The sequence below is a fragment of the Pseudomonas sp. MS01C9 genome (genome assembly GCF_058202755.1).
This window is the reverse complement of sequence record NZ_CM177073.1, coordinates 2236947-2252752: the sequence shown is the minus strand read 5'-3', so window position 1 is coordinate 2252752 and position 15806 is coordinate 2236947. Positions and strand designations below refer to the sequence as shown.

Annotated in this window: 14 protein-coding genes and 1 pseudogene; 2 read left to right on the top strand and 13 right to left on the bottom strand. The window is 62.9% G+C overall.

What is annotated here, in order from left to right; translation table 11 throughout:
• Positions 1-55 precede the first annotated feature (55 nt).
• The 6 genes from AC1M7R_RS10475 to exbB all read right to left on the bottom strand — a co-directional run bounded on the left by AC1M7R_RS10475 (position 56) and on the right by exbB (position 6891).
• Positions 56-1456: an aminoacyl-tRNA deacylase and HDOD domain-containing protein gene (locus AC1M7R_RS10475; protein WP_072430966.1), complete on the bottom strand. Its 1401-nt coding sequence runs from the start codon at positions 1454-1456 to the stop codon at positions 56-58.
• Between the two features lie 78 nt (positions 1457-1534).
• Positions 1535-3610 carry an ATP-dependent DNA helicase RecG gene (gene recG, locus AC1M7R_RS10470; protein WP_076405947.1) on the bottom strand — a complete coding sequence of 692 codons (2076 nt, stop codon included), beginning with the start codon at positions 3608-3610 and terminating at the stop codon, positions 1535-1537.
• Positions 3611-3619: 9 nt separating this feature from the next.
• Positions 3620-4540: a hydrogen peroxide-inducible genes activator gene (locus tag AC1M7R_RS10465; protein WP_072390764.1), complete on the bottom strand. Its 921-nt coding sequence runs from the start codon at positions 4538-4540 to the stop codon at positions 3620-3622.
• Between the two features lie 183 nt (positions 4541-4723).
• Positions 4724-5479, bottom strand: coding sequence for an energy transducer TonB family protein (locus AC1M7R_RS10460; protein WP_072390761.1), 756 nt, complete (start codon positions 5477-5479; stop codon positions 4724-4726).
• Positions 5476-5904 carry a TonB system transport protein ExbD gene (gene exbD, locus AC1M7R_RS10455; RefSeq protein WP_072390758.1) on the bottom strand — a complete coding sequence of 143 codons (429 nt, stop codon included), beginning with the start codon at positions 5902-5904 and terminating at the stop codon, positions 5476-5478. The genes AC1M7R_RS10460 and exbD overlap by 4 nt, the downstream gene beginning before the upstream one ends.
• A 6-nt stretch (positions 5905-5910) precedes the next feature.
• Positions 5911-6891 carry a tonB-system energizer ExbB gene (exbB, locus tag AC1M7R_RS10450; RefSeq protein ID WP_072390755.1) on the bottom strand — a complete coding sequence of 327 codons (981 nt, stop codon included), beginning with the start codon at positions 6889-6891 and terminating at the stop codon, positions 5911-5913.
• A 187-nt stretch (positions 6892-7078) separates the two neighbouring features.
• Between exbB and AC1M7R_RS10445 the strand changes: the two genes are divergently transcribed.
• Positions 7079-7936 (top strand): SDR family oxidoreductase, encoded by an 858-nt coding sequence (locus AC1M7R_RS10445; RefSeq protein ID WP_072390752.1) that lies wholly within the window; start codon positions 7079-7081, stop codon positions 7934-7936.
• Positions 7937-7966: 30 nt separating this feature from the next.
• On the opposite strand, the gene AC1M7R_RS10440 is transcribed toward AC1M7R_RS10445, so the two are convergent.
• Positions 7967-9715, bottom strand: a complete 1749-nt coding sequence (locus AC1M7R_RS10440) for a diguanylate cyclase (protein WP_092179921.1) — start codon at positions 9713-9715, stop codon at positions 7967-7969.
• 146 nt (positions 9716-9861) lie between these two features.
• The gene (locus tag AC1M7R_RS10435; protein ID WP_072390746.1) at positions 9862-10227 is read right to left on the bottom strand and encodes a hypothetical protein; all 366 of its coding nucleotides are present in this window, start codon (positions 10225-10227) and stop codon (positions 9862-9864) included.
• A gap of 189 nt (positions 10228-10416) precedes the next feature.
• On the opposite strand from AC1M7R_RS10435, the pseudogene AC1M7R_RS10430 reads away from it, so the two are divergent.
• Positions 10417-10557, top strand: a pseudogene (locus AC1M7R_RS10430) (DUF6124 family protein); the annotation flags it as partial.
• Between the two features lie 320 nt (positions 10558-10877).
• On the opposite strand, the gene AC1M7R_RS10425 reads toward AC1M7R_RS10430, so the two are convergent.
• The 5 genes from AC1M7R_RS10425 to rpoZ form a co-directional block, all read right to left on the bottom strand.
• Entirely contained in the window at positions 10878-11621 is a 744-nt protein-coding gene (locus AC1M7R_RS10425; protein WP_072390739.1) for an SDR family NAD(P)-dependent oxidoreductase, read from the bottom strand.
• A gap of 469 nt (positions 11622-12090) precedes the next feature.
• Complete coding sequence (locus AC1M7R_RS10420) at positions 12091-12831, bottom strand: hypothetical protein (protein ID WP_072458526.1); 741 nt, start codon at positions 12829-12831, stop codon at positions 12091-12093.
• 55 nt (positions 12832-12886) lie between these two features.
• A complete protein-coding gene (locus tag AC1M7R_RS10415; RefSeq protein ID WP_024780260.1) occupies positions 12887-13267 on the bottom strand; it encodes a RidA family protein in 381 nt (126 codons plus the stop codon).
• A 23-nt stretch (positions 13268-13290) separates the two neighbouring features.
• A complete protein-coding gene (gene spoT, locus AC1M7R_RS10410; RefSeq protein WP_072390731.1) occupies positions 13291-15396 on the bottom strand; it encodes a bifunctional GTP diphosphokinase/guanosine-3',5'-bis pyrophosphate 3'-pyrophosphohydrolase in 2106 nt (701 codons plus the stop codon).
• 57 nt (positions 15397-15453) lie between these two features.
• Positions 15454-15717 (bottom strand): DNA-directed RNA polymerase subunit omega, encoded by a 264-nt coding sequence (rpoZ, locus tag AC1M7R_RS10405; protein ID WP_003177259.1) that lies wholly within the window; start codon positions 15715-15717, stop codon positions 15454-15456.
• Between the last annotated feature and the right edge of the window lie 89 nt (positions 15718-15806).

Below are 15806 nucleotides of genomic sequence, written 5' to 3'. Positions count from 1 at the left end.
ATAAATCCCCTCGCCATAAGAGCTTCACTGACCTGCACAAGCCAGGTGAGTCTACTCAGCCGTGGCTGAACTGCGATGCCAGTTCCCGCAGCAACACTTCAGCTTCAAGCACTTTGCTGACCACGTCGTTGGCTTTCTCTCGCGCCAGGCCCACGCGTTCGAGCAGGGCGTCGGGGATTTCCTCGTCGGGACCCGAGCCGATGCCCCGGGCGCGCAGCAGACGCACCGCCAGGCAGACCAGGTTCGGGTAGGCGGCGTATTCGCCGTCGTAATGCGGATCGTGCTGGAAGCGCAGGGCGGTGGCCAGTTCGTCGGGCATGTCCCAGTAGCGCATCAGCCATGAACCGATCTGCTCGCGGCTGATGCCCAGCAGGTGCTGCTCGACATAGCTGTGGCACAGGTGCGGGTTGACTTCCAGGTGCCGGCACATCAACGAGAAGTGCGGTGGAAAGACGTGGGCAAGCAGCAGGTAGCCGAAATTGTGCAGCAGGCCGGAGAGGTACGTCAGGCCGCCTTCCGGGCGCTGGGCGCGAGGCATGGCGCGGGTCAGGCCTTCGATGACGGCGGCGGTGTAGATCGATTGTTGCCAGTACGGCGTGGTGTGTTGCGGATGGTCCTTGGGCAGGCTCAGGGTCTTGCCCAGGGCCAGGCCCAGCGCCAGGTTGATCACCAGGTCGAAGCCCAGCACCCGGACGATGGCGTCTTCCACCGAACGGATCTTGCCCGGCGAGGCGTAGTAGGGTGAGGCGGCCCAGCTCACCACTTGCGCGGCCAGGGCCGGGTCGGTTTCGACGACGCCGGTGATGTCATCGATGGTGGCGTCCGGATCGACCCGCAGCTTGATGATTTTCTGAGCGGTCTCGGCCAGCGGCGGAATCTCGATGGTTTCTTCCAGCCGTTGCTGGATGCGCCGGGCCGTGAAGGCCTGTACCGCCTGGGTGATTTCCGCGCGGTCGTCGTGGGGACGGTCCAGGTTGGGGGTGATATTGCTCAAGGCTTCGCCGAATGTGGCGGCGCTGGCCTTGGTGAGCATGCTCTTGAAGGCCTCGCTGGTCACTTCCAGCAACACCCCCGGCTCGCCCGAGTTGATCAGCAGCATCGGCTCGCGCAGCAGGCTTTCTTCATACAGGCACGGGGAGCTGGTGAGCGCGGGCAGGCCTGGCAACATGTTCAGGCTGTGTTTGCCGAGCATGCGCTCCAGCTTTTCGGTCGGCACCGCCGTGAGCTTGCGGCCGGTGAGCTCGGCCAGGCGATTGAGATCCAGCAACTGGCTTTGGGGAAACAGCACCATGAGTGCGCCGACGGCATCGTGCAGCAGAACGGCCTGCACCTTGCGGGCAGGGTTCAGGCCCGGTCGTTCGAGAACTTCGTCGAAGGCGATGCCTGATTTCTCGAGCAGCAGCCGAATAACAGACGGAGCATGCGGGATTTCTGGGGCGAGAGCAGCGTCAGTCATGGTCTGTATCCGTTTTCCAACAAGTTGAGCAGTATAACCAGCTTGCCCGGCGGACGCGCCCGGAAACTGAGAGACTGCTCACACTTGGCCGTATTGCTGCCCATGACGCAGCCAGCGATCCAGCAACGGGCTGACGTGGTCCGGCCAGCGCTCCAGCAGAGCCTGGGCTGCGTCGCGTACCGCAGGCAGCAGATCGGCGTCACGCATCAGGTCGGCTACCTTGAATTGAAGCAGACCGGTCTGGCGCGTGCCGAGCATTTCACCGGGGCCGCGCAGTTCAAGGTCTTTTTCGGCGATGACGAAACCGTCGTTCGTTTCGCGCATGATACCCAGGCGCTGGCGGCCGATCTGGGACAGCGGCGGGTGATAGAGCAGGACGCAATGGCTGGCGGCGCTGCCTCGACCGACCCGGCCGCGTAGCTGGTGCAACTGTGCAAGGCCCAGGCGCTCGGGGTTCTCGATGATCATCAGGCTGGCGTTCGGCACGTCCACCCCCACTTCGATGACCGTGGTGGCGACCAGCAACTGCAAGGCTCCGGCCTTGAATTCGGCCATGACGGCGGCCTTCTCGGCGGGCTTCATGCGCCCGTGGATCAACCCGACCTTCAACTCGCCGAGGGCGGCGGTGAGGTCTTCATAGGTGCTCTGCGCCGCCTGGCAGGTCAGCTCTTCGGACTCTTCGATCAACGTGCACACCCAATAGGCCTGACGCCCTTCGGCGCAGGCGCTGCGCACGCGCTCGATCACTTCCACCCGGCGGGTGTCGGTGACCAGCACGGTGTTGACCGGCGTTCGCCCCGGCGGCAGTTCGTCGAGGATCGAGGTGTCGAGATCGGCGTAGGCGCTCATGGCCAGGGTGCGGGGGATCGGTGTGGCGGTCATGATCAACTGATGCGGGCACATGCGCCCGCCCACGCCTTTCTGCCGCAGGGCCAGGCGCTGTTGCACGCCGAAGCGATGCTGTTCGTCGATGATCACCAGAGCCAGGTTCTTGAACTGCACTTCGTCCTGGAACAGCGCATGGGTGCCCACCACCATCGGCGCGCCTTCGGCGATCTGCGCCAGGGCGGCGGTGCGGTTCCTGCCCTTGAGCTTGCCGGCCAGCCAGGCGACTTCGATGCCCAGCGGTTCGAGCCAGCGCTGGAAGGTGATGAAATGCTGTTCGGCGAGGATCTCGGTGGGCGCCATCAGCGCTACCTGATACCCCGCTTCCAGGGCTTGCAGGGCGGCGAGGGCGGCGACCACGGTCTTGCCGGCGCCCACGTCGCCCTGGATCAGCCGCAGCATCGGCTCGGGCTGGCTCAGGTCGTAGGCAATCTCGTTGCCCACCCGTTGCTGGGCGCCCGTGGGGGTGAAGCCGAGGTTGGCGAGGTAGCGTGCCGGCAGATCCCTGGCCTTGGGCATCGCCGGGGCGCGCAACGAGCGCAGGCTTTCCCTCAGGCGCTGCTGGGACAGTTGATGCGTCAGCAACTCTTCGAAAGCCAGGCGGTGCTGGGCCCAGTGATGACCGAGGGCAAGCTCCTCGACATCGGCATCGGCGGGTGGGTGATGCAGATAGCGGATCGCATCGGCCAGCGGCGCCAGTTGGTAGTCCCGGGCCAGCTCCGTGGGCAGCCAGTCCGGCAGGCTGCTGGGGCCGAGCAGGGTCAGGGCCTGCTGGCAGAGCTGACGCAGGCGCTGTTGGGTCAGGCCTTCGGTGAGGGGATAGACCGGAGTCAGGGTCTCATCTACCGGAGGCGGCTCGTCGCCGGTGATGGCGCGGTATTCCGGGTGATAGATTTCCAGCCCGGAAGCGCCAGGCCGCGCCTCGCCGTAGCAGCGCACGCGAGTGCCACGCTTGAGGCCTTCCTTCTGGGCATTGCTGAAATGATAGAAGCGCAGGCTGAGCCCGCCGGTGCCGTCCTGCAGGCGCACCACCAGGCTGCGGCGCCGGCCCATGACCACATCGGCGCCGCTGACGGTGCCTTCGATCACCGCGTCCTGCCCCGGCCGCAAGTGGCCGATGGGCACCACGCGGGTACGGTCCTGGTAACGCAACGGCAGGTGGAACAACACGTCCTGGAGGTTTTCCAGCCCGACCCTGGCCAGTTTCTCGGCCATGGCCTCGCCTACACCCTTGAGTGCCGTGACCGGTACTTTGGACAGCTCAGTCATGGCAGCGGCTTACTTGGCGGACGGCGGCTTGGCCACGGAACACAGGCGGATCGAATCAGCGAGGATCTCGATGGCCTTGGGTCGCGGGAAGCTGGCGCGCCAGGCAATGGCGACGGTGCGGAACGGCACGGGGGCGGTCATCGGGCGGACTTCGATCACGCCGGGGGCATAGTGATGGCTGTCCACCGCCGACAGCGGCAGGATCGAAATCCCCAGGCCCGAGGCGACCATGTGGCGAATGGTCTCCAGGGAGCTGGATTCCACCGTGGTGTGCTTGGCGCCTTCGCTGCCCTTGGTCAGGGTCGGGCAGGCCTCGAGCACCTGGTCGCGGAAGCAATGGCCTTCGCCCAGCAGCAACAGGCTCTTGTCGTTGAGCAGGGCGGCGTCGATGGTCTTTTTCTGGGTCCAGGGGTGCTGGGCCGGCATCAGGACGTAGAACGGCTCGTCGTAGAGCGGCAGGGTCAGCACGTCGGCTTCGTTGAACGGCAGGGCGATAATGATCGCGTCCAGCTCGCCGTTGCGCAGTTTGTCGCGCAGCACATGGGTGAAGTTTTCTTCGATGTACAGCGGCATCTGCGGGGCGACCCGGTGCAGCTGTGGAATCAGGTGCGGGAACAGGTACGGACCCACCGTGTAGATCGCGCCGACCTTCAGCGGAGCGGTGAGCTGGTTCTTGCCGGCCTGGGCCAGTTCGCGGATGCCCTGGGCCTGCTCAAGGACCTTCTGGGCCTGGGCAACGATGCCTTCGCCTACCGGGGTCAGGCGCACGGCGCTTTTGCTGCGCTCGAAAATCAGCACACCGAGTTCGTCTTCAAGCTTCTTCACGCCCACCGACAACGTCGGCTGGCTGACGTGGCAACGCTCGGCCGCATGGCCGAAATGCTGCTCTTGGGCGAGGGTCACGATGTAGCGTAATTCTGTGAGGGTCATAGCGAGCATCCATGAAGTTGCGAGCCAAGCATACCGGCTGCAATCGATAGACGCACGTTATCAGACTGAAGGTGCGGTGTGACACCGGGCAATAGGGGGCGGTGGCGAAAGAAACAACCTGTGGCGAGGGGATAAATCCCCCGCCACAAGGTCACAAGCCCCTGTAACAGGGGCTTGCAAATATCAGCGCCTGCGCTTGTCGATGGAATACACGAACGGCGCAACGATTTCGATGGAGCCGTTGGTCAGCATGTCCGCCGGGGGCTTGGGCAGTGGCTGGGCGCGGCGGATCATTTCCAGGGTGGCCCGGTCCAGATCGGCGTTGCCCGACTTGCCTACCAGTTCGAAGGACAACACGTTGCCTTCGGCGTCCACCACGAACCGCAGGCGGTTCAAGCCTTCCTTGCCCCGCGCTTGTGCGCTGGCCGGGTACTTCTTGTACTTGCCCAGGTGGGCCAGCAAGGTACCTTGCCAACTGGCCTTGGCCGCCAACTGTGCGGGCGAAGGGCCAGGGGCCGGCTGCGCGGATTTTTCCGTCGGTGCCTGGGTCGGCTGGGCGTCGCTGGGCTTCTGCTCCGAGGGCTGTTCCTTCGGCGGCTCCGGCTTTTTCTCCACGGGCTTGGGCTTGGGCGGTTGAGGCTTGGGCTTGGGCTTGACCGGCTTGGGCACGGCGATTTCCGCCTTCGGCGCTTCGGCGAGTTTGGGCAACGGCAGCTCTTCGACCGGCTCCGGCGGTTTCGGCGGCGTGACGACTTTAGGCGGCGCCGGCGGTGGCGGGGCGGGAACCGGTGCCAGCTCCACCATCATCGCCTGGGGCGGCAGTTCGATGGGGGGCCGTGTCGTCCAGTTCAGCGCCAGCGCGATGGCGAGCGCATGCACGCCCAGCACCACGGCCAGGCTACCGCTGTAACGCGTCAGCTTTTGGCGCGTCGTGATCATTTCTTGGGCGCCGTCTCTAAGCCGACCAGACCGACCTTCAAGTAGCCGGCGCCGCGCAGGGCATCCATCACGCTCATCAGGTCGCCGTAGTCCACGCCTTTATCGGCCTGGAAGAAGATCGTCGTGTCCTTCTTGCCCTGGGTCTTGGCATCGAGGGCCGCGCCGAGGTTCTCGGCCTTGACCTCCTCTTCGCCCAGGAACAGGCGCTGGTCGGCCTTGACGCTCAGGAACATCGGTTTCTCAGGCCGGGGCGAGGGCTTGGCCGTCGACGCCGGAAGGTCGACCTTGATGTCCACGGTGGCCAGCGGGGCCGCCACCATGAAGATGATCAACAGCACCAGCATCACATCGATGAATGGGGTGACGTTGATTTCGTGGTTCTCGGCCAGATCGTCGTCTGCGCCTTCTTTCAAATGCAGGCCCATGGCCGATTACCCCACTTTCACCATGTGCGGTTGCGAGCTGCGCTCAGGCGGCAGGTGGTCGAGGTCGCGGCTGACCAGCAGCAGCACCTCGGCCGACGCGTCGGACACCTGGGCCTTGTAGCCGGCAATGGAGCGGGCGAAAACGTTATAGATGACCACGGCGGGGATCGCCGCCACCAAGCCCAGCGCAGTCGCCAGCAAGGCTTCGGCGATGCCGGGCGCCACGACGGCGAGGTTGGTGGTCTGGGTCTTGGCGATGCCGATGAAGCTGTTCATGATGCCCCACACGGTACCGAACAGGCCCACGAACGGCGCGGTGGAACCGATGGTGGCGAGTACGCCGGTGCCGCTGCTCATGTTGCGACCGCAGGCGGCCACCAGGCGCTCGAGGCGGAAGCTCACGCGTTCCTTGATGCCTTCCTTCTCGCGGCTGTTGGCCGACAGGCGCATCTCTTCGAGCGCATCGTGCACCAGCAGGTTGGCGAGGGTGCCTTCCTTCGCCGCAGTGGCGCTGGCTTCCTTGAGGGTGGTGGCTTTTTTCAGGGCGGCGATCTCACCGCGCAGGCGACGCTTGGCTCCCAGCAGCTCGAAGCCCTTGGCGATCCAGATGGTCCAGGTGATGATCGAGGCGATGGCCAGGCCGATCATCACGGCCTTCACGATGACGTCGGCGTTCTGGTACATGCCCCATGGGGACAGGTCATGGGCCATGCCCAGGGTGTTGTCGGCTTCAAGCACTTCAGGCGCGTCGGTCGGTGTGGCTTCGACGGCCTGGGCCGGCTCGGTGGCCACCGGCGTTGCAGCCGGAGCGGCCGCATCGGCAGGTGCCTGGGTGGCAGGCGCGGTGGCTGGGGCAGTCGTCGCGGGCGTCTGCGCATCGGCGAACGCGGCGGCCGGCGCCAGCAGCAGGCTGAACAACAGCGCAGCCACGGCGCTCCAGGCGCGAGGTCGTTGGGTTGGCGAAGCGAAGGATAGAGAGTGTTTCATGCTGGCCGGACCTGAGAGATAAGAAGGTTGATGTTCTTCCAGGCCTCGTGGGGCCGAGAACAAAAGTGGCGAGCATTATTGCAAGTAATTCTTGTTAGCAGAAGTAATAGAGTATCTTTTTTTCCGACATCGCTAGCCGCTCGTCCCTTTCGAGGGCTAGTCTGCGGCTTTAAACGAGGAGTTTCTGATGTCCGCGCCTTCTGTTCTGATCGCCGGTTGCGGTGATATCGGCGGCCGTCTGGCCAGCCAGCTACAGGCCCGACACTGGCAGGTGTATGGCTTGCGCCGTACGGTTTCCAACCTCCCGGCGGGTGTGCTCGGGGTGGCGGGAGACCTGTTCAGCCAGCAATGCCCCGCCGATTGGCCTACCGCTCCGCTGGACTACCTGGTGTATAGCGCCGCAGCCACCGAACATGACGAAGCGGGCTATCGCGCCGCCTATGTCGAAGGGTTGAAGCATGTGCTGGGCTGGTTGAGGCAGCACGGGCAGCAACCGAAACGGCTGCTGTTTGTCTCCAGCAGCAGCGTGTACGGGCAACAGGCGGGGGAGTGGGTCGATGAAACCTCGCCCACCGTGGCCGGCGGCTACTCCGGCCGGCTGATGCTCGAGGCTGAGCAAGTGGCGCTCGAAAGCGGCATCCCGGCCAGCCGTGTCCGCCTGACCGGCATCTACGGCCCGGGCCGCGAATGGCTGCTGACCCAGGTGCGCCAGGGCTACAGTGTGGTGGAAGACCCACCCCTGTACGCCAACCGCATCCACGCTGATGACGCCGCAGGCCTGCTGGCCTTCCTGCTGGAAGCCGATCGCCAGGGCAAGACCCTGGACGACTGCTACATCGGCGTCGACGATGCTCCCGCCGCCCTGGCCGACGTGGTGGGCTGGCTGCGGGACTACCTGGGTGTCACCCAATGGGCCGAAAACGCCAGCGTCCGTCGCGCCGGCAGCAAGCGTTGCAGCAACGCCCGGGCCAAGGCCCTGGGCTGGTCGCCGCGTTATCCGAGCTTTCGCGAGGGGTATGCGGCGATTCTCGAAGGGCGTTGCTGATCCGTCAGCCTGCGGTGGATGCGGCTGTGCTCAGGGCACCTGCGGGTGCACCGGGCTTGCAGTCGCCTCAGGGCGGCAGGCTTGCAAAACAACCCGGTCGCGCCCCGTCTCCTTGGCGTGGTAAAGCGCCTTGTCCGCCATCCCGACCAGCTCCGCCGCATCGAAATGACCGATGCCCGTCGAGGCCACGCCAAACGAGGCCGTGACCGAGATGGCCTTGCCGGCCTCGGTGATGATCAACGCACGCACCGAATCGCACAGCTGTTGTGCCTTCTGCACGGCGTGCTCGCTGGTGCAGTTGGGAAGGATGAGCATGAGCTCCTCGCCGCCATACCGACAGGCCACGTCCGAAGTCCGTAGCGACTGTTTCAGCAGATTCGCCACCGAACGCAGCACGGCATCGCCGACAGCGTGGCCATGCATGTCGTTGATCTGCTTGAAGTGATCGAGGTCCAGCATGACCACACTCAACGGCGACTCCATGCGTTGTGCCCGGGCCATCTCCCGGTTGAGGGTTTCCTCCATATAACGGCGGTTGAACAGCCCGGTCAGTGGGTCGCGGATCGACTTGTCATGCAGCGCATTGCGCAGCTTGACGTTGGACAGGGCCAGCGCGACCTGCTCGGAAATCGACTTGGCGATCTCCATTTGCGTCTCGCTGAAAGCTTCCTGGCTACCGGCCTCGGCAAGCTTGCGAATGTAGAACATCCCCATCACTTCGCCGTAGGCGATGAGCGGAAGGCAAAGGTTGGACTGGTTGCGCTCGGAGGCTGGGTCCAGCGGCGAGTAATGCTCGCAGCAAATCAGTGGCTGGCCGAGCACACCATGGTGGGCATTGCCACGCCGCAGGCCCCAGCATTCGTGGGGGATGATGGTCGGGGAGGCGGGTTGTCCATCCCCCCATTCACCGGCCAGCTCGAACAGATCGGCTGCCTGGCTGTACAGATAAACGGAACCTGCGGTTCCCGCCAGCAGATGATTGCAATATTCCGCAGTGACTTTCAGGCCTTCGGCCAGGGTCATTTCGGTCTGCAGCAGTTGGGACATTTCTCCGAGTAGCGAGATTTCCCTGTTGCGTTTTCGCAGCAACACCATGCCCGCCTCGACACGACTCGACTCCTGGGACGCCTCCAAAGCCGAGTTTTCGGTCTGGCGTATGGCTTCACGCATCCTCAGGAAAAGCCAGGTCAGCAGCACCAGCGTGAGCAAAGTGCCCGACAGGGAAAAGGCAACGGCCAACAGGGCTTTTTGCACCAGTTGCTGATCGAGCTGCACGACTTCATCCATTTCGCCTTTGACCTGGGTGGCGATGCTTTCCCTGATGCGGTCCGTCAGCCCCTTGCCGACGCCCTGCATCACCACTTGCATGGCCGCGTCGTAGCCTTTGTCACGGCGCAGCTTGATGGTCTCGGCCAGGTTCGCCATCTTCTCGTCCACCAGGGCCCGTATGCCCTGGACGGCCTGTTGTTCTTGCTCCGGATCGGTGGCGTACAGCGCTTCGAGCGTGCGCAGTCCTTCGGGCAGATTGGTCATGGTGGCGTAGTAGGGCTGCAGAAAACGGTCATCGCCGGTGATGATGTAGCCGCGCTGCCCGGTTTCAGCATCCACCACCAGCTCGAGCAAGCCACGAAGGGAGGTCAGTTGGTCCTCGACCAACTGACGGTCACGTTGGGTCTGCCCCACCCAGGACAGGCACAGCGGCGCAACGGCGGCATTGAAGCTCATGATGATCACCGCCGCGGCGGCTGCGATTTTCAAGCTGGGTTTACGGTATCCCATCAAGGCCCCTGCACATGGAGGTAAACGACCTGCGCTTTGAAGATACGGAACAGGAGGTTTCGTTGGAGTTCATCCCAAGCCTAGTCCGTGTGGGCCAAAGCCCGGGGTGGGAATGCTCTCAAGGGGTTTCAACCAGGCGTCATTGCTCAGAAAGGCGACGGCGGCAAGAACCGTCCCCACGCTGAAATACGTTCGGCGGTCACGGCGCCCATCATGATCAAGGTGAGAAATCCCAGGCAGAGCACCACGAGGGGAAGTTTGGTAAAGGCGAACCGGATGCCGCCCAAGGGGCCTGGGTATTGCTTGAGGTAGGCCTTGGCGACCCGCCGGTAACCGTCGCCCGACAGATAGCCCCAAAGAAAAAACAGCGCAGTGACGATCATCGCGAAGGGGCGGGGATCGGGGAATTGCAGGCAGGTGAAGCCAGCGCTAATGCCAAACAGGGCGCCAATGTCCTGGGAGGAGCGGAAGTAGCGCTCGGCGATCAGCTCGTCATCGGTTTTGAACAGCATGGTTTCTCTTCCAAGCGAAGTGGTGGATTGCGCCGCTGCCTTGTGGCAGAGCGACTCGACACCATAGATCAAAGCCTGGCGGCCAGGGCAATGAGAGGCTCCCGCCGCGTGCTTCATCTCCTGACTGCCAGGCTTCCACCAGGCCACGCCGCTTTGCGCCTCTGCCTACGACTACGCCAGAATCCGCCGGCTTGTGCGGATGCCATGGTCAGCGACTTGGCTTTCGAACTGGATGGCTCCCGCCGCCATGTTGCCCATGGAATTCAGCAATTGATCGAGCTGGGTACGTTGCTGGCGAATCGGGCGTTGGATAACGTCGAGCCGCGATAACGGCAAGTGGGACCGATGAAAAAACCGATGCGTTGTATCGGGTTTTTCAGGGGGGGCGCCATCTAGAGCAGCTTTTCGCAAGGCTGCCTTTACGGAACATCAGCCGGATCGAACCGGTAATCGTGGATGCGATTCACATCTTCCTGATCTGGCGAGGCGAGAGCCGTGAAGATAATGTCGCGGATTCTGGAGCGTAATGGATACCGGTTGATCAGAAGCACCTGCCTCGCTCTTCGGGCAGATGCTTCGTTCGCAGCCGGTCCATGGGTGCGTAGCCCAGCATCATCACGCGTTGTAAGTCATTCGATATGTCGCTGCGTCTAGCGCAGTGTGTAGCCGCCGTCCACCACGATGTCCTGTCCATAGATACCGCGTGAGCGGTTGGACAGCAGCAACAGGATCACATCGGCCACTGCCTCAGGCTGGAGAAACTCGCCTTCGATCAAGCGTTCATTAACCGCTTCCGCTACCGCCGACAATTGAGCATTGTCCAGCCCTAATGTCTTCCAGATCGGCGTCGCGGTTGGCCCCGGCGATACAACGTTGACCCGGATGCCCGCACTGGCCAGTTCCACCGCCAGCGTGCGTGCATGAGCGGTCAATGCCGCTTTTGAAGCGATGTAGCCGGCAAGGCCTGGAAATGCCAGCGCGCTGAGAAAGGTTCCGATGAATACCACCGAAGCGGACGTTGCCAATTGCGAACGTAATGCCGATAAGGTGTTTAGTGCTCCTGCTCCGTTCACCTCCCAGTTGCGGGCAAAGCCAGTGCTGTCCAGGCTGTTTTCCAAGATTGCCACTCCTGCATTGGGCACCAGGAAATCCACCGGGCCGAGCTCGCTGCTGTAGCGCGCCAGCCCTTCCAGGTCAGCCATCGAGGTGACATCGCCCTTGAACAGATGCAGGCGATCTCCATGGATATCCTTGAGTTCGGTAAGTCCGCCTCGCCCTCGCGCCATTGCCACCACCGACGCGCCCTGAGTCAGCAATTGCTGCACCACGGCCAGGCCGATGCCTGAACTGGCACCCGTTACCACTGCAATGCGATTGTCGTACTCACTGTCCATTACGCTGCTCCGCGATCATTGAAATAACCGCATTGCTTTTTACATTTTCTGTGCCAGCAGCATGATGCTAATAAAATCAGCAGGTTGAGAGCATTAGGTGTCTTTATGACAACTTACTAGAGTTGTCGTAAAGACTAGGGAGGAGGTCTTAATGACCCCATCTCGCTCTCTACTGCCTATATACATCACACGCGTCGACCGCCTGAATTGGGCACTACTGAAGTGAAAAACCTTGGATCCTAGAGAGTCTGGGCTGGGTGCGGGTCGCCTTCCGGCGTATTCAGGGGAGGGGCGCCGCTGGGGGGTTATCGGCGAGAGAATGTGCGATAGAGATTCATTGGGTGGGTAACTGGTCTACTGAGTTCGCTAGCGGCAGTCGCACCGGCATCGATCAGTCAACCTTGCTCGCGATGGCTGCGGCGCTTCACCGCGCTATCGCGAGCAGAGGATTGAAAGGCTCAGGTCCAGCTTATTGCTGTTCCAATACCCACTGTCGGTTGCCCGGCGAGAACGACGGCATTTCATCCGCCAGTGCCGCGTTCACGGTCTGGAAGATTTCCAGCGTCTTGCCATTGCGGGCGAAGATCCAGGTGTTGCCCTGGCCATTCTGTTGCAGCCAGATGTTGTCGTTGCCGCCGCTCATGGAGGCGCAGTCGCCTGCCAGGCACAGGGCATAGCGGTCGGCGCCCGGTAGGCCGCTGACCTGGCCGTCGGGCTGGAATTGCACGGTGGCGCCCTGGCCGGGGCCGCTTTGGATGTGCCAGGTGCCGCCCAGGTAGGCGGCGTACAGGGTGCGTTCGAAGCTGGCACCCAGGGGAGCGCCTGCCGGGACCTGAACCTGGGCACGGTCGAAGACTTGTTCGGGTTCGTTCTCGGTGGCGGCCTGGTTCAGCTGATCGCCGTCGCGCTTGAGTTCGCTGGCGGAGCTGCCATAGAAATCGACTTTCCACGCGCCGTCTTCTTCGCCCAGCAGCTTGCCTTCGACGTTTTCAAAACCATTGGTGTAGCGCGCCTGGCCGGCCCGGGTGTTGACGTCCCATTCCAGGTTCGGGCCATAGGCCTGCAGCGCTTCGCGCAGTGGACCGCCCTTGGCGGCAGCGTCGATGGCCGCCTGGTTGATCCAGGTGCCGCTGATATCACGGTCGGCGGGGTCGCTGGCGCAGGCGGCCAGGAGAAGGGCGAGCAGCGGGAGAGCAAGCGCTTTGCGCATGGTGAAATCCTTTCAAAACGAAAACGGCGCAGCGGGGGACGCTGCGCCGGCCTTGTTACTCGATGACCAGGATGGCATCCATCTCGACCTGCGCGCCCTTGGGTAGGGCGGCTACGCCGATGGCGGCGCGGGCAGGGTAGGGCTGTTCGAAGTACTTGCCCATGATCTCGTTGACCTTGGCGAAGTGGCTCAGGTCGGTGAGGAAGATGTTGAGCTTGACGATGTCCTTGAACGAACCGCCGGCCGCTTCGGCCACGGCTTTCAGGTTTTCGAATACCTGCACGGTCTGGGCTTCGAAGCCTTCCACCAGCTCCATGGTTTTCGGGTCCAGTGGGATCTGGCCCGACATGTACACGGTGTTGCCTGCCTTGATCGCCTGGGAATAGGTGCCGATGGCGGCCGGGGCCTTGTCGCTGGTGATAACGGTCTTGGTCATGAGGACTCCTTGTTATGGGTGGGCTACGCGCGCATGCGGGTGATGCGGATGACCCCGGCCAGGGCGCGCAGTTTCTTGATCACGCGGGCCAGGTGCACGCGGTCGTGCACGCTGACCACCAGTTGGACGACGCTGATGCGGCCATCGCGTTCGTCCATGCTGATTTTCTCGATATTGCCGTCGGCGGCGTTGACACTGCTGGCCAGCAGGGCGATCAGGCCGCGCTGGTGTTCAAGCTCGACTCGCAGCTCGACGTTGAATTCGCCAGTGACATCCTTGGCCCAGGAGAGCTGGATGCATTTTTCCGGGTTGTGGCGGATTTCGCTGATGTTGCGGCAGTTGTCCAGGTGCACCACCATGCCCTTGCCGGCGGACAGGTGTCCGACGATAGGGTCGCCCGGGATCGGCGTGCAGCACTTGGCGTAGCTGAGTACCAGGCCTTCGGTGCCGCGAATCGCCAGCGGGCCTTCGGGGCTTGGCAACTGTTCGCCCTCACCGAGCAAGCGGCGGGCGACCACATAGGCCATGCGGTTGCCCAGGCCGATGTCTTCGAGCAGGTCTTCGATGAGTTCGAGGCGGTACTCGTTGAGCATCACCTGCACGCGCTCGGCCGGGATCTTGTCCAGGGAGCTGTCAAAGCCGTTCAGCACTTTGTTCAGCAGGCGTTCGCCCAGACTGATGGATTCGGAGCGGCGCTGCAGTTTCAGGGCGTGACGGATGTGGGTGCGGGCCTTGCCGGTGACCACGAAGTTGAGCCACGCCGGGTTCGGCCGCGCGCCGGGGGCGCTGACGATTTCCACGGTGGAGCCGCTTTGCAGCGGCTCGGACAGCGGCGCCAGGCGACGGTTGATCCGGCAGGCGATGCAGCTGTTGCCGACGTCGGTATGCACCGCATAGGCGAAGTCCACCGCCGTGGAGCCCTTGGGCAGCTCCATGATCCGGCCCTTGGGCGTGAACACGTAGACCTCGTCCGGGAACAGGTCGATCTTCACGCTCTCGATGAATTCAAGGGAGTTGCCGGCCCGCTGCTGCATTTCGAGCACGCCCTTGACCCACTGTCGGGCCCGGGCATGGGTGCTCTTGGGCTGTTCGTCGCCGCTGGACTTGTAGAGCCAATGGGCGGCGATGCCGTTGTTGGCCATTTCTTCCATTTCACGGGTACGGATCTGGATCTCGATCGGTACGCCGTGCATGCCGAACAACGTGGTGTGCAGCGACTGGTAGCCGTTGGCCTTGGGGATCGCGATGTAGTCCTTGAAGCGCCCCGGCAACGGTTTGTACAAATTATGCACAGCACCCAGTACGCGGTAGCAGGTGTCGACCTTGTCGACGATGATCCGGAACGCGTACACGTCCATGATCTCGTTGAAGGCCCGGCGCTTGCCGCGCATTTTCTTGTAGATGCCGTAGAGGTGTTTCTGTCGGCCGCTGACTTCGCCTTCGATGCCGTCGATGGCCAGGCAGTGGCTCAACGACTCCTCGATCTTGTTGACGATTTCCTTGCGGTTGCCCCGGGCGCGCTTGACGGCCTGGTTGATCCGCGCCGAACGCATCGGGTGCATGGCCTTGAAGCCGAGGTCTTCGAATTCGATGCGGATCGCATGCATGCCCAGGCGGTTGGCGATGGGTGCGTAGATTTCCAGGGTTTCCTTGGCGATGCGCCGGCGTTTTTCACCGGACAGCACTTCCAGGGTGCGCATGTTGTGCAGGCGGTCGGCGAGCTTGACCAGGATCACGCGGATGTCGCGGGCCATGGCCATGGCCATTTTCTGGAAGTTCTCGGCCTGGGCCTCGGCCTTGGTCTCGAAGTTCATCTGGGTCAGCTTGCTGACTCCGTCGACCAGTTCGGCCACGGTTTCGCCGAACTGCGCTTGCAGTGCTTCCTTGGCGATGCCGGTGTCTTCGATCACGTCATGGAGCATGGCCGCCATCAGGCTCTGATGGTCCATGTGCATGTCGGCAAGAATGTTCGCCACGGCAAGGGGATGCGTGACGTACGCCTCGCCGCTGCGGCGGCGTTGGCCGTCGTGGGCTTGTTCGGCGTAGAAATAGGCTCGGCGGACCAGGTTGACCTGGTCCTTGCCGAGGTAGGCCGATAAGCGATCGGCGAGGGCGTCTATGCTCGGCATGATGACTCCTGCCGTTTGCTGTGACCCCGCGCCGTGCTACGTCGACCAGGCATAGGCTTAGACCGCCTCGTTGGACTCGTCCTCGAACGCTGCGAACAGCGGCTCGTCTTCAACGATTTCGGCATTGGCGATGAACTCGTAGCTCATCAGGCCTTCGGCGATTTCACGCAGCGCTACCACGGTAGGCTTGTCGTTTTCCCACTGGACCAACGGCTCTTTGCCACCGGTGGCCAGCTGACGGGCCCGCTTGGTAGAGAGCATGACCAGCTCAAAGCGGTTTTCCACGTGTTCTAGGCAGTCTTCAACGGTTACGCGGGCCATGGTATTCCTCGGAGCGAATGCAATATGCGCGCTGCCCGGTTGGGCGAGCGGACTCGACAGTTTAAAAAAACACCAGCGTTTAGGGAAGC

Excerpts from the sequence above, each read along its gene's own strand:
- AC1M7R_RS10475 (WP_072430966.1), bottom strand. The coding sequence starts at position 1,456 with ATGACTGACGCTGCTCTCGCCCCAGAAATCCCGCATGCTCCGTCTGTT.
- recG (WP_076405947.1), bottom strand. The coding sequence starts at position 3,610 with ATGACTGAGCTGTCCAAAGTACCGGTCACGGCACTCAAGGGTGTAGGC.
- AC1M7R_RS10465 (WP_072390764.1), bottom strand. The coding sequence starts at position 4,540 with ATGACCCTCACAGAATTACGCTACATCGTGACCCTCGCCCAAGAGCAG.
- AC1M7R_RS10460 (WP_072390761.1), bottom strand. The coding sequence starts at position 5,479 with ATGATCACGACGCGCCAAAAGCTGACGCGTTACAGCGGTAGCCTGGCC.
- exbD (WP_072390758.1), bottom strand. The coding sequence starts at position 5,904 with ATGGGCCTGCATTTGAAAGAAGGCGCAGACGACGATCTGGCCGAGAAC.
- exbB (WP_072390755.1), bottom strand. The coding sequence starts at position 6,891 with ATGAAACACTCTCTATCCTTCGCTTCGCCAACCCAACGACCTCGCGCC.
- AC1M7R_RS10445 (WP_072390752.1), top strand. The coding sequence starts at position 7,079 with ATGTCCGCGCCTTCTGTTCTGATCGCCGGTTGCGGTGATATCGGCGGC.
- AC1M7R_RS10440 (WP_092179921.1), bottom strand. The coding sequence starts at position 9,715 with ATGGGATACCGTAAACCCAGCTTGAAAATCGCAGCCGCCGCGGCGGTG.
- AC1M7R_RS10435 (WP_072390746.1), bottom strand. The coding sequence starts at position 10,227 with ATGCTGTTCAAAACCGATGACGAGCTGATCGCCGAGCGCTACTTCCGC.
- AC1M7R_RS10425 (WP_072390739.1), bottom strand. The coding sequence starts at position 11,621 with ATGGACAGTGAGTACGACAATCGCATTGCAGTGGTAACGGGTGCCAGT.
- AC1M7R_RS10420 (WP_072458526.1), bottom strand. The coding sequence starts at position 12,831 with ATGCGCAAAGCGCTTGCTCTCCCGCTGCTCGCCCTTCTCCTGGCCGCC.
- AC1M7R_RS10415 (WP_024780260.1), bottom strand. The coding sequence starts at position 13,267 with ATGACCAAGACCGTTATCACCAGCGACAAGGCCCCGGCCGCCATCGGC.
- spoT (WP_072390731.1), bottom strand. The coding sequence starts at position 15,396 with ATGCCGAGCATAGACGCCCTCGCCGATCGCTTATCGGCCTACCTCGGC.
- rpoZ (WP_003177259.1), bottom strand. The coding sequence starts at position 15,717 with ATGGCCCGCGTAACCGTTGAAGACTGCCTAGAACACGTGGAAAACCGC.